The sequence below is a fragment of the Thermoplasmata archaeon genome (assembly GCA_038851035.1).
Classification (GTDB): Archaea; Thermoplasmatota; DTKX01; order VGTL01; family VGTL01; genus JAWCLH01.
Map to the genome: position 1 here is coordinate 1 of JAWCLH010000027.1, position 12,608 is coordinate 12,608.

Annotated in this window: 10 protein-coding genes; 8 read left to right on the forward strand and 2 right to left on the reverse strand. The window is 62.2% G+C overall.

Going from position 1 to position 12,608, the window contains the following annotated elements; all coding sequences use genetic code 11:
• Positions 1 to 209 precede the first annotated feature (209 nt).
• The gene (metG, locus tag QW379_08360; GenBank protein MEM2870413.1) at positions 210 to 2,888 is read left to right on the forward strand and encodes a methionine--tRNA ligase; all 2,679 of its coding nucleotides are present in this window, start codon (positions 210 to 212) and stop codon (positions 2,886 to 2,888) included.
• An 11-nt stretch (positions 2,889 to 2,899) separates the two neighbouring features.
• A complete protein-coding gene (locus QW379_08365) occupies positions 2,900 to 3,583 on the forward strand; it encodes a CehA/McbA family metallohydrolase (GenBank protein MEM2870414.1) in 684 nt (227 codons plus the stop codon).
• A gap of 190 nt (positions 3,584 to 3,773) precedes the next feature.
• On the opposite strand, the gene QW379_08370 is transcribed toward QW379_08365, so the two are convergent.
• Entirely contained in the window at positions 3,774 to 4,607 is an 834-nt protein-coding gene (locus QW379_08370) for a hypothetical protein (GenBank protein ID MEM2870415.1), read from the reverse strand.
• Between the two features lie 80 nt (positions 4,608 to 4,687).
• Here QW379_08370 and QW379_08375 point away from each other — a divergent pair, with 80 nt between their 5' ends.
• From QW379_08375 to QW379_08400, 6 genes are all read left to right on the forward strand, one after another.
• The gene (locus QW379_08375; protein MEM2870416.1) at positions 4,688 to 5,446 is read left to right on the forward strand and encodes an archease; all 759 of its coding nucleotides are present in this window, start codon (positions 4,688 to 4,690) and stop codon (positions 5,444 to 5,446) included.
• Positions 5,447 to 5,508: 62 nt separating this feature from the next.
• Positions 5,509 to 6,231: an ATPase domain-containing protein gene (locus QW379_08380; GenBank protein MEM2870417.1), complete on the forward strand. Its 723-nt coding sequence runs from the start codon at positions 5,509 to 5,511 to the stop codon at positions 6,229 to 6,231.
• A gap of 67 nt (positions 6,232 to 6,298) precedes the next feature.
• Positions 6,299 to 8,086, forward strand: a complete 1,788-nt coding sequence (locus QW379_08385; GenBank protein MEM2870418.1) for a glutamate--tRNA ligase — start codon at positions 6,299 to 6,301, stop codon at positions 8,084 to 8,086.
• A gap of 81 nt (positions 8,087 to 8,167) precedes the next feature.
• The gene (locus tag QW379_08390) at positions 8,168 to 9,310 is read left to right on the forward strand and encodes a CARDB domain-containing protein (protein ID MEM2870419.1); all 1,143 of its coding nucleotides are present in this window, start codon (positions 8,168 to 8,170) and stop codon (positions 9,308 to 9,310) included.
• 219 nt (positions 9,311 to 9,529) lie between these two features.
• Entirely contained in the window at positions 9,530 to 10,162 is a 633-nt protein-coding gene (locus tag QW379_08395; GenBank protein ID MEM2870420.1) for a corrinoid protein, read from the forward strand.
• A 133-nt stretch (positions 10,163 to 10,295) separates the two neighbouring features.
• Complete coding sequence (locus tag QW379_08400) at positions 10,296 to 11,210, forward strand: thymidylate synthase (GenBank protein MEM2870421.1); 915 nt, start codon at positions 10,296 to 10,298, stop codon at positions 11,208 to 11,210.
• A 116-nt stretch (positions 11,211 to 11,326) separates the two neighbouring features.
• Here QW379_08400 and QW379_08405 read toward each other — a convergent pair whose 3' ends face one another.
• The gene (locus tag QW379_08405) at positions 11,327 to 12,520 is read right to left on the reverse strand and encodes a redox-regulated ATPase YchF (GenBank protein ID MEM2870422.1); all 1,194 of its coding nucleotides are present in this window, start codon (positions 12,518 to 12,520) and stop codon (positions 11,327 to 11,329) included.
• Positions 12,521 to 12,608: the final 88 nt, after the last annotated feature.

Genomic DNA, 12,608 nt, shown 5'->3' on the forward strand with positions numbered 1-12,608 from the left:
TTTTTTTTTTGGGCCAAAATTTAAATATTCTCTCCGGGCCGAGGAAATCAGCTCCGGTCCGCTCTTATTTTAACAACAGGCATTTCAGCTCGCGCCTCGCGAGGGAGCCCTTTCAGGAACCCCTTCCGGACGGGGGATGAGCCCCCGGGTCCCCAGTATGGTGGAGCGATAAAACTATCTCCCCCCTGACAGTTGCACCGCCGGTGGCGATGGCGCCCGAGAAAATCCTGATCGGCGTTGGCTGGCCCTACGCCAACGGCTCCCTCCATCTGGGCCACGCCGCGGGCTCCCTCCTACCCGCCGACATATTCGCCAGATACAACAGGCTCAGGGGCAGGAGGGTCCTGATGGTCTCCGGCTCGGACGAGCACGGGACGCCTATTACGGTGACGGCGGAGAGGCGGGGGCAGACGCCGGCGGAGGTGGCGGAGGCCTATCACAAGGAGCACGTTGACACCCTGGAGAAATTTGGGATAAAATTCGACCTCTTCTTCAGGACTTCGGACCGGGGCCACAAGGAGGTCGTCTGGGACATATTCCGGACCCTTCTGGAGAAGGGCTATATTTACAAAAAGGAGGTCGAGGCGCTGCACTGCGCCAGATGCAACCGCTTCCTGCCCGACAGGTACGTCGAGGGCGTGTGCCCGCGCTGCGGCGCAGACGGCGCGCGCGGCGACCAGTGCGAGGCCTGCGGCCGGACCCTCGACCCGACGGAGCTCGTCGAGCCGAGGTGCAGGCTCTGCGGCTCCGCGCCGGAGGCGAGGCGCACCGAGCACTTCTTCCTCAGGCTCAGCGCCCTCCAACCCGCGCTCGAGGACTACCTGCGCGACAGGACCCACTGGAGGCCCAACACCATCAACTTCACACGGAACTGGCTCCGGGAGGGCCTCAGGGACAGGGCGATCACGAGGGACCTGAGCTGGGGCGTCGAGATTCCCCTCCCGGGCTATGAGAGCAAGAGAATCTATGTGTGGTTCGAGGCGGTCATAGGCTACCTCTCGGCGTCGAAGGAGTGGGCGAGGAGGAGGGGGAGGCCGGAGGAGTGGAGGGAGTTCTGGCAGGACCCAGCGGCTAGGCACTACTACTTCATCGGGAAGGACAATGTTCCCTTCCACACGATCGTGTGGCCCGGAATTCTAATCGGCTACGGAGGCCTGAACCTCCCTTACGACGTCCCGGCCAACGAGTTCCTTTCCTTCGGTGGCGAGAAGTTCTCGAAGAGCCGGGGCGTGGGCATAGAGCTCCCCGCCTATCTGGCGCGCTTCGACCCCGACCCGATGCGCTACTACCTTACAATCAATATGCCCGAGCTCCACGACACCGACTTCAGCTGGGAAGAGTTCGTGCGCAAGAACAACGACGAGCTCGTCGGCACGCTGGGCAACTTCATCAACCGCGTCCTGACCTTCACATTCAAGCACTTCCAGAGGGTCCCGGAGCAGGCGGCGGAGGAGGAGCTCGACAGGGAGCTCTTCAGGGAGGTCGAGGCCGCCTATCATGCCGTGGAGAGGCACCTCGAGGCCTGCGAGTTCAAGAGCGCCCTGAAGGCGATAATGAACCTCGCCCAGTTCGGCAACAGGTACATCGACACGAGGGCCCCCTGGAAACTGATTCGCGAGGACAAGACTAAGTGCGGCGGCGCGCTCCACAACTGCCTGAGGCTCACAAAGGCGCTCTGCGTCCTGATGGAGCCATTCCTCCCGTTCACGGCGAGAAGGCTCTGGGCGATGCTCGGGGAGGAGGGGGACATCGAGGCCGCGCGCTGGGAGGATGGAAAGGGCGAGCTCCCGGAGGGCCGGAGGCTCCCGAAACCGGAGCCGCTCTTCAGGAAGCTCGAGCTGGACGAGGTTCTTGGGGCTCCGGCGCGCGCCCCGGCGGGGTCGGCGGAGGGTGGTGATGGGGCGAGTCAGGGGTCCGGAGGAGCGGTAGCTGGGGTGGTGACGGGAACGAAAGGAGCTGGAGGAGGGAGTGTGATTAAGGGAGGGGGGGCGGGAGCGAATAGAGCGGAAGGAGAAAGCGCGATGAAGGGAGCGGGGGAGGGGATGGGAAAGAAGGGAGCTGGAGGAGAGAGTTTGGTGAAGGGAGAGAAAGAGGGGTCGGGGGTGAAGGGAGCAGAGGGAGGAGGTGTGGTGTGCGGAGCGGAGGCTGGGGAGCCCGCTTCCCCTGAGGCCGCGCTGGAGAGCGGTAGGTGGTTCGACCGGGCCTCGCTGAGGGTGGGGAAGGTTCTGGAGGTCGCGGCCCACCCATCGGCGGACAGGCTCTATATCTGCAAGGTGGACATTGGAACCGAGACAAGACAGCTCGTCGCCGGAATGAGGCAGCATTATAGAGAGAGCGAGCTCGCCGGGAGGAGCGTGGTCGTCGTCACAAACCTGGAGCCCGCGAGGCTCAGAGGGGTCGAGTCCAATGGGATGATTCTCGCCTTCGACGAGGAGGGTGGAAAGAGAATCGCTCTCGTCGTTCCCGCGGGCGACGCGGCGCCCGGCGAGAGGGTTCTGGCGCTCGGCAGGCCTCCCGGAACCCCAGCGAAGTCAATGAGCATAAAGGAGTTCGGCAGAATCGATATGCGCGCCGGGACGGTTCTGTCGGTCCGGGGGGCGGGGGATGGGGGGAGCGCAGAGGGGGAGACAGGAGGGGTGGCGGAGGGAGAGGGTGTGGGGGGAGGTACAAAAGGTGTGAGGGGGGAGGCGGGACCGGAGCAGATGGCCGGGTGGAGGGCGGAAGTAGAGGTCGGTGGAAGGATTGTGGAGGTCGGGGCTCCGAAGGGGCTGGGGGTGGGCATGTGCGTAGCGGTTCTGATGGTCTCCCCTCCGGCGATTCTGGTCACGGAGAAGGGGGTCCTCCTGACCTCTGAGAGATCGATTTCGAGCGGCGCGAGAGTCAGGTAAGGGGAGGAGCGATGGTCCCCCGCTCATGGCGCTATGATCTCCATGTGCACTCCACATCATCTCCAGACGGTCATGTAAGACCCGCCGAGCTCGTCAGGCTGGCAGCGCGGGCTAGCCTCAGCGGTATCGCCCTGACAGACCACAACTCCATGGAGGGCATCGCTGAGGCCGAGGAGGAGGCGCGCGGCCTTCGTGGCTTTCTGGTCGTTCCTGGCATCGAGGTTTCGAGCGCGGGGGGCCATATAATAGGTCTCGGGCTAAGGGAGAGGGTGCCTGAGGGAATGGGCGTGGAGGAGACGGTCGAGGCCATTCTGTCCGCAGGAGGGATGCCCATAGCGGCCCACCCTTTCAGGAGCTTCACCGGACTTGGCGAGAAGGCAGTGCGCTCCGCGCGCTTCGAGGCGATCGAGGTGCTCAACGGCCGCTCCCCAAGGCGCAAGAACCTGCGCTCGCTGAGGCTCCGCGAGGAGCTCGGTCTCGGCGCCAGCGCGGGGAGCGACTGCCACCGCTACTATGAGCTAGGTAGGTGCTTTATCGTCCTCGACTCCGACCCGGGCGGCGCTGATGGACTCATCGAGAGCGTCAGGAAGGGGAGGGCGGCCGCGTCGGGGAGGTCCGCGAGCTTCACCGAGGTCGCGGCCACTGTCTCCAGAATTGGCCGGGACTGGCTCAGGCGTGGGGGGAGGAGAATATGATGATAATGCTCCGGGAGGAACCCCGGGGCGATGGAGGAGCCGGCCTGTGGATGCGCGTAGCGGTGGGTGGGCGGGGTAATGGAAGAATGGAGCATTGAAGGGATGGAGCAATGGAAGAAGCGGGGCTGGCCTGCCAGCGGGCGCGTCTTTTGATTCGAAAAAGCCGGGCGGGGAAGAATCGGGCGAGCGCTCAATCCGTGGCCACAGGGGATTGTGGAGCCGCTCCCCGGGCGGATCTTTTCTTTTTAACGAAATCAATAATTAAGCCCAGCCAGATAAGTAAGATGAATCTGGGCAGGGCGAGCAGAATCCAGATCAGGATATCGACGACCGTCGCGGCCAGAACGACCCCCTTTTTCTCCGGCGAATAGTATTTCGCCAGAGCGCGCATGGGGAACTTCCGGGGGTCCCACAGGTACTTCCAGAAGCTCCTGAGGTTGATCGGGCTTGGCTTCTTCGGCTTCTGGGGAGCGGGCCCAGCGGGCTCGCCGAGGGAGATTGTGGCGGGTGCTGGGGTGGGAGGGGGCGCGGGGGCCGGGGGCGCTCTTTCGGGCGCGCCGGGTGTCGAAGGAGCAGATGGCTGGGGAGGTGGCGCCGTCGCAGCTTCCGCGGGGGGCGGGGGCGCTGAAGAGGGGGACGCCACTGAGGGCGGTGCGCTGGGCGCCACTGCCCCCTTCCCCGCGGCGGGCCTCTCCTCCACGACCTCGACTGGCGGGAAAATGCTGGGGACCTCCAGCTTCTCGCTGTATTTCGCCTCGTATCTCTCGAGAAGGCTCCTCCTCCGCTCAACGTCGCCCATTCTGTCGATTCTTCGCTCGATTTCCCTCATCAGCTCAAGGCTCACGCGGGTCTCGGGCACCACAGGGGGCGGAGGGGATGAGGGGGTGGATGGGGGCGCGGCAGGAGCGCTGGCGCCGGCGGCGAGCTTCGCCTCTTCTTTAGCCAAGCGCCTCTCCCTCCTCCGGGCGAAGTAGCCCTTCCTTTCCCCGGCAGACTCCTCCTCACCCATCGCCTTCCCCTTCACTGAGGATAACGCAGAGGGGTTTCTTAATATTTGCTGAGCGGATAAGATTTAAGTCCGAAAATGAATTCAAACGCGGTCTGATGACCGAGAGACGGCGAGTGCGGTCCCGGAGGAAGAGGGCGAGAGAGGAGGAGAGGGATGGGGATAAGGATGAGGAAGAACTGAACGCCGAGAAAGGTTTGGATGGGGGTGCGGATTGGGCGGAGGAGGGGAACCTCGGCTCACTCGGGACGAACGGGGGCCCTGACGGCGGCGAGAAATGGGGAGCCGAGGAAGACGGGGAAGGAAGGGGTGCCGGTCCCGCACCACACGCGCGACAAGGGAGGGGCGCCGAGACCGCCGAGGGGAGGCGAATTCTTGAGCTTCTGAAAAAGCACGAGAGCGTCATGGAGCCGCCTCGGAGGAGGGGTGCGCGGCCACGGGCGAGGTTCGAGCTCCTCGAGCACACAGCGGACGTCGGGGTCCGGGCCTACGGGACAACCTTACACGAAGCCTTCGAGAACGCAGCCCTGGGGATGTTCAGCATCATCACTAACCCCGAGGATGTGGCGCCCGTCCAGGAGTTCACCGTCGAAGCTACCGCAGAGGATCTGAAGGGGCTTCTGCACGAGTGGCTCTCAAGGCTCCTCACGCTATCCCAAATCAACGGCGTTCTTTTCTCGGAGTTCAGCGTGGAGCTTTCTGGTGGGGAAAAGGGGGTAACGCTCGAGGCCCGAGCGTTCGGGGAGCCGGCCGACCCATCCCGACACGCATATAAGACCGAAATAAAAGCTGTCACGCGCCACATGCTGGAGGTCCGGGAGGATCCCCCCACGGTGACGGTCCTATTTGACATATAGCGTTTACGCTAACTTATATATGGGGGAAATGGTATTCTGAGGGCACACAGGGGTTGGTTGGGATGACTGCCCGAAATAAGATAAAGACCTACATCAGGGGGTTCGACGAGCAGCTCGACGGTGGAATTCCGGAGTGCAGCGTTGTTCTCATTGTCGGAGAGCCCGGGACGATGAAGTCCTCCGTGGCCTTCAGCATCCTCTACAACAACGCCAAGAATGAGAAGATCAAGGGCCTGTACATCTCGTTGGAGCAGAGCCGGAGCTCTCTGCTGGACCATATGGAGGGGCTGGGGATGGACCTCGCCGCGGTGGAGGACTATGTCCATCTCTTAGACCTCGGGCTCATCCGCAAAAACCTGAAGATGCTTGGCGACCAGACCTGGATGCACGTCTTCAAGATGTACGCAGAAAACCTGAAGAACAGCACCGACTACTCACTCCTGGTCATCGACTCCCTGCCGGTGCTTGAGCTGCTGGCGCAATTCAAGGAGCCGAGGACCGAGCTCTTCCAGTTCTTCGAGTGGCTGAGGGAACTCGGCATTACCACCTTCCTGATATCAGAAATCTCCGCAGACTCCAAATCCTACGCCAAGCACGACGAGGACTTCCTATCCGACGGCATCATCCATCTGAAGATGGAGAAGGTGGACGACGTGAACATCCAGAGGAGGATAAGGGCCGTCAAGTTGAGGAGCTGTAACCACAGCCCCAACTACTTCACCCTCCTCTTCAGCGACGGCGTCTTCCAGACGACGAAGGTCATAGGAGAATCCTCGTTCAAGTAGTCCGCTCCTTATAAATAGCGGAATAATCAATAAATATCCGCAGGCCGCTTTATCGCTGGCTCTATCCATGAATGACGAAGAAAACCGCAGACTCGCTCGCAGAATCGCCTTCCTAAACGCCACGCGCTATTCTGGGCGGGCGAGTGAGAAGGCTGTGCTCTCAAAACTTCTGTCGGAGAGGCCGGAGCTAAGACCGCGCGCGAGGGAGCTGGCCCCTCTGGTCAGAGAGGTCGTGGCGGAGGTTAACAGCCTGAGCACCGAAGCTCAGAGAGAGGCTTTGGCGAGGGAGTTTCCGGAAGAGGGTCGGGAGGCGGCGGTAGGAAAAGGGGGCGAGAGGGCCGGGAGGCGGCCGGAGAGGGGGCTACCTCCGCTCGAGAATGTGAGGGGGAACGTCGTGATGCGCTTCGCGCCAGGCCCCTCCGGCCCGCTGCACATTGGCCACACGCGGGCCGCGATACTGAATGACGAGTATGCCCGCATGTACGGCGGGGAGCTCATCCTGCGCATCGAAGACACGGACCCGGACAGGGTGATGCCAGAAGCCTACGACATGATTCCGGAGGACCTAGAATGGCTGGGCGTGCGTATCACGAAAAAGGTGATTCAGAGCGACCGCTTCGAGATATATTATGAGCACGCGCGCAGATTGCTCGAGATGGGCGCGGCCTATGTCTGCCTCTGCGAACCGGACGAGTGGAGGAGGCTGAAGGAGGCCTCGAGGCCCTGCCCCCACAGGGACGCCCCGAGCGAGACCAACCTCCACCTCTGGGAGCTGATGCTCGACCGTCACTTCAGGGCCGAGAAGGCGTCGCTGGTGGTAAAGACCGATATCTCCCACCCGGACCCCGCCATCAGGGACTTCGTCGGGATGAGGGTGGTGGATACCCCACACCCGCGCACTGGCGACAGATACTGCGTCTACCCCCTGATGAACTTCAGCGTCGCTATTGACGACAGAACCCTCGGGCTCACCCACGTGCTCAGGGGCAAGGACCATCAGAAGAACACTCTGCGCCAGGCCTACATCTTCCGGTACTTCGGCTGGGAGATGCCCGAGTACATCCACTATGGACGGATAAGCATCGAGGACACTGTTCTGAGCAAGTCGGAAATCGAGAGGGGCGTGAGGGCCGGCATCTACACCGGCTGGGATGATGTCAGACTCGGCACCGTCAGAGCACTTGCGAAGAGAGGAATTCGTCCTGAGGCCATCAGAAGGTACTGGCTGGAGGTCGGGACGAAGGACGTCGACATCCAGTTTTCTTGGCAGAACCTCCAAGCCATCAACCGTCAGCTCGTCGACGAATCGGCGGACAGGTTCTTCTTCGTCTGGGACCCGGTGCCGCTGTGGATAACCGGCGCTCCGCCCCTCGAGGGCCACGCGCCCGTGCATCCGGGGCATCCGGAGAGGGGGCTAAGGAGGGTGGCGCTGAGCGAGGCGCCCTCAGCAAGCTCGGTGGAGAGTTTTCTCTCGGCGAGGCCGGAGCTGCCGGAGGCGCTGAGTGGGCAGGTTGTCCTCGTGTGCAGGGAGGACGTCGAGGCCCTTCAGCCCGGCACCCGGCTCCGCCTGAAGGACCTCTGCAACATCGAGCTCCGGGACAGGTTTGAGGCTCGGTACATCGGTGACGACCTAGGAATTCTGAAAGAGGGGGCGAGAATTATACACTGGGCCGCGCTGAGTGCGGTTCCCTGCGAGGTCCAGATGGAGGACGGGAGCTGGAGGCGCGGCGTGGCGGAGGCTGGGGCCCGCGAGGCGGTTGGCAAGTTGGTCCAGTTCGAAAGGTTCGGTTACGTCAGGCTGGATAGGTTCGATAATGAGCTGGGGAGGCTCGTGGGGTATTTCGCGCACAGATAGGGCGATTCTATTCCCTGCCCGTGCCAAAAAGCCCCTGTCTGCACAAGTATTATTATCGCCCGGCGCGATAACATGGAACCGGTGGTAGTCCTGTGTAACCTCTCGCGCATGACGACCGCGGCCGCCCTGGTAGCGCTGGCCCTTCTTCCGCCCGCCCTCACAGCCCGCCCCCACCAGCCCGACGTCTCAATATCCCCCCAGGACATCGTCTTTTCCAACGACTACCCGCAGACCGGGGAGGTTGTCTATATCAATGTGACAGCCCACAATCTCGGGGACATCGACTCGGGGGTGGTGACTGTGAAGTTCTATATCGACACCATACCATATCCCCCCGACAAGATGATTGCGAACATCGAGCCCAACGGAACCGCCACCGCCTCGACGACCTGGCTCGCTGCCGTCCCCAAGACATACACCGTTCGGGTGGTCCTTGAGTGCTCGCTGGATGCGAACAGCGCCAACAACGAGGCCTCTAGGACACTCACTGTCTCGATGCCCGGGGGGTCGCTGACGGTCTCGGCCCGGCTCGAGCCTGAGCGCTGCAGACCCTCGCAGCTCTTCTACGTCAACGGGACGGTGAAAATCGTGAACGCACCAGTGACGGGCGCCTCTGTGACCGTGACTGTTAAGCCCCAGGGTCCGACGGGTACAACCACAACGAACGCCGAGGGCGCTTTCAGCGTGAACTTGACCGCGCCTGAGGCAGGAGGAAGCTATGCTGTGGAGACCACCGCGAGCTCTGGGACCCAGAGAGGAACCGACACAGACACCCTTACCGTGATAATGCCCGACCTCACAATCGCGAGCCTGGTCTTCTCTCCGGAAAACGCGACGGAAGGGAAGGCGGTCGAGCTAGTCGCGCTCGTCCGCAACTCCGGCACCGACGCCGCCGACAATGTGAGCGTCGCTTTCTTCAGGGGCACGGTCAAAATAGGGACAAAGAGCGTCGGAGAGCTCGGGCCCGGGAACCAGAGCGAGGTGAGAATCTCCTGGACGGCCATCAGGGGAAGCCACGAAATCAGGGCCGAGGCCGACCCCGACAAGAGAATCGCGGAGCTGGACGAGGCGAACAACTCCCTCTCCCGGACCCTTGAGGTGAGGGAAAAGGGGGAGGGGGAGGGCAGGGGTTTCCTCCCCTTCGCAGCAGCTCTCTCCGCCGTGCTTATTATCGTGGCTCTAGTCGCGCTGATGCTGTGGAAGAGGAGGAGAAGGGCATGCTAGTCTAGTCTAAAGCGGATTGACCAACGTTTCGTCTCGCTCTCACCAGAAATTGCGACAGGGGCGCTCGGGGGACTGGGGACGCGGGAGCTCCACCGCCTCAATTGGGGCCGCGGTGTTTAGAGCCCGTGTCTGGGCGGGGAGAGGCGCGGTCGAATTCCCCACCCTTTTAATAGAAAACCCCCGCTCAAGTTTAATAGCCCCCTCCCACATTATGGGGCGATGGACCTCCAGGAACTCGCCGGCGCCGTCATCGAGGGTGACGCGGAGAGGGTCACGGAACTGGTCCGCGCACTGCTGGCGCGGGGTCTCGCACCATCGAGAATCGTCAACGAAGGCCTCATCGCTGGAATGAACACAGTCGGCGAGAGGTTCAAGGAGGGCGAGTTCTTTATACCCGAGGTGATGATGTCAGCGCGCGCAATGCACGCTGGACTCGGAATCGTGCGCCCCCTGCTCACAAAATCGGAAGAAGCGGGGAAGGGCACGGTCGTGATATGCACTGTGAAGGGCGATGTCCACGACATCGGCAAGAACTTGGTTGCGATGATGCTCGAGGGCGCCGGGTTCAGGGTCATCGACCTAGGCACGGATGTGCCTCCTGAAAGAATTGTGGAGGTGGTGAAAAAGGAGGGTGCGGACATCCTCGCAATGTCCACGCTCCTGACCACAACCCTTCCAAGAATACCCGAAGCGATACGGGCCCTAGAAGCAGCTGGTCTAAGAAACAGAGTCAAGGTGATGGTCGGTGGGGCTCCGGTGACTCAGGCCTTCGCGGAGAAGGCGGGCGCGGACGGCTACGCGCCAGATGCTGCACTTGCCGTGGACAAGGCGAGGGAACTTGTCGGAAAATAGGGGGGGAGGACCGCTACTGCAAGAAGGGATGATGCAGGGGGTGGGGTCGCGGGACCCGCGTGGAAGAGAACAAAAAGGGAGAGGTTGGATGGGACATATGTTGTCTGGAATACCTTCGGGGTGAGGGTGGAGGATGGAGGGAGGCGACGAGGAATTCCGTGCGAGGGAGGGAGAGATCCCGGTCCTCCAGGCGAGGGGGAGGACCGTCCCTGAGGCGTGGGAGAGGAGCGTCCTTCTGCTCTGGGAGAGGGGCGCGAGGATGAGGACCGAGTATGACAGGGAGGGCGACGAGCCCAGCCGAGACGCCACGATGATCATCGTTGTTGAGGACCCGATGGCCGAGCCCCGCATCCACCTGGCGTTTCCGGGCGGCATCGAGGACCTCGAGAAGTATAGGCAGGAGGTACTCTATGGCGTCCATGACCACTGGATAAAGCCCGAGGAGGGCAAGTGGACCTACACATACCACCAGAGGCTCTGCGCCTATGCCCCGGTGGAGGATCTGTCTAGTTCGACCGTGAGGAGCCCATTCAGGCCCGTCAATCAGCTCGAGTACATCGTCCGAAAGCTCTCGGAATCACCCCACTCGCGCCGGGCACAGGCGATCACATGGATCCCGACAGCCGACCCCTCGACAGACGACCCACCATGCCTCCAGAGGCTCTGGTGCAGGCTAGTGCCCGCGGGGCCCTCTCCGCCCTCCTCCATGGATGATAGGGTGAAATATTTCTTGAACATGAACACACACTGGCGCTCGCGCGACGCCTACAAGGCCGCCTTCATGAACATCTACGCCCTGACCGACCTGCAGCGTTGGCTCGCGGAGGAGCTCGGGAGGAGGATGGGCTGCGGGGTTGCGGTCGGGAGGTACGTGGATATCAGCGACTCCTACCATATCTACGGCTCCTACTTCCGCGAGTTCAGCGAGAGGTTCCTAAAGCTGGTCAGGGAAAGGGCTTTCGAAAGAAGGGTCTGGCGGACAGATGACAAGCGCGTTCAGGCGGCAATACAGGCTGCGAGGGAGCAGCTGGCCGCCGAGAGAGAGTAGCCAGTTCTCAACGCCCCGGCACCTTTGCTCGTGGGGCGAGGCTTCCTCTCGGTCTCGGCCCAGCGCGCGCTGCCCCTTTCGCTAAGGTAAATTTCCGGGCGTGGCGCGGAGCTGTGCTAGGTCCCAGCCACTATTTTTATCACATCGCCATCCTGGAGGGTGTAGTCTGCCCCTACGACTCGCCTTGTCCGGGCGTTGATGGCCCTTATGAATTTCTTTCCGAGCTCTGTGTGGACCTTGAAGGCCAGGTCCCTAGCGGTGCTGCCGCGCTTCATCAAGAAGGCGTCTGGTAGGACTCGCCCGTCCTTGTCCGTGAGCTTCCCCTCGTCCTCCACGGGATAGACCACTATCATGTCCAGTAGCCTGAAGAAGGCCTCCTCCACGCATTTCTGGACTCCGGTCCCGTGCTCGCTCCCGGAGAGAAACTCCTGAACCCTCTCCAGACCCTTTTTCTGGGCGGGAGTGAGTTTGGAGGGCTCGAGAATGGAGAACTCGCGCGCGCCTGGTGTATATTGTATTAAGCCCGCCTTCGCCGCCCTGCGGAGTCCCAGTTCATATTCCGCCGCAGTCGGCACAACGAGGTGGTCCGGGAGCTCCATCAACCGCTTCAGATTCTCTGGGGGCGCCACGTCGGCCTTGTTGGCCGCTATTATCATCGGCTTGCTCTGCCTTCTAAGCTCCGCCGCGAGGGCGAGGAGGTCCTCCGTCGTCCACTGAGCGGGTCTCTCGGGTATCGGGGCACGCTTAAGGGCGAGCTTGATTCCCACCTCCGTCATTCCCAGGCCCGCGAGTTTCTCCGCCAGAACAGACTCGATTTTCGTCCCCTCGCTCTCGACCCGCCTAGCGAGCTTCTCGAACCCCTTCCCAACAATGCCCACTATCCAGTGGTCGAGCTCTCTCTCAAGAAAGCGTACATCCTCCACGGGATCGCGGCCTCCAGGGCAGATGTTGCCGTCGGCGTCTGTGCAGCCACTTGCGTCAACGACGTGAATCAGCGCGCTCGCCTGCCGGAGGTCATCGAGGAACTTGTTGCCCATCCCCCTCCCTTGATGAGCCCCAGGGACAAGACCCGCGACGTCGATCATCTCCACCGCGACGAACCTCACTCCACCCTCACACCTCGAGTTCCTGGGACTGCAGAGGACTCCGAAGTCTGAGTGAGGGCAGCGGGCCCTGACGAAACCCACGCCCCTGTTGGGCTCGATGGTTGTGAAAGGGTAGCTGGCTATCTGCGCAGGGGCGAGAGTGGCTGCAGCGAAGAAGGTCGACTTGCCCACATTTGGCTTCCCAACCACACCGAGCTGCTCCACAGGGCTTTGATGGGCATCAAAGGATATGTAGATTGTTGCTCCCGAAGGTCCTGGATAGGGCGGACCCCGAGAGGGCACATTAGTCCGG

What these genes read in the sequence shown, in the direction of transcription:
- metG (MEM2870413.1), top strand. Translation starts at nt 210, where the DNA reads ATGGCGCCCGAGAAAATCCTGATCGGCGTTGGCTGGCCCTACGCCAAC.
- QW379_08365 (MEM2870414.1), top strand. Translation starts at nt 2,900, where the DNA reads ATGGTCCCCCGCTCATGGCGCTATGATCTCCATGTGCACTCCACATCA.
- QW379_08375 (MEM2870416.1), top strand. Translation starts at nt 4,688, where the DNA reads ATGACCGAGAGACGGCGAGTGCGGTCCCGGAGGAAGAGGGCGAGAGAG.
- QW379_08380 (MEM2870417.1), top strand. Translation starts at nt 5,509, where the DNA reads ATGACTGCCCGAAATAAGATAAAGACCTACATCAGGGGGTTCGACGAG.
- QW379_08385 (MEM2870418.1), top strand. Translation starts at nt 6,299, where the DNA reads ATGAATGACGAAGAAAACCGCAGACTCGCTCGCAGAATCGCCTTCCTA.
- QW379_08395 (MEM2870420.1), top strand. Translation starts at nt 9,530, where the DNA reads ATGGACCTCCAGGAACTCGCCGGCGCCGTCATCGAGGGTGACGCGGAG.
- QW379_08400 (MEM2870421.1), top strand. Translation starts at nt 10,296, where the DNA reads ATGGAGGGAGGCGACGAGGAATTCCGTGCGAGGGAGGGAGAGATCCCG.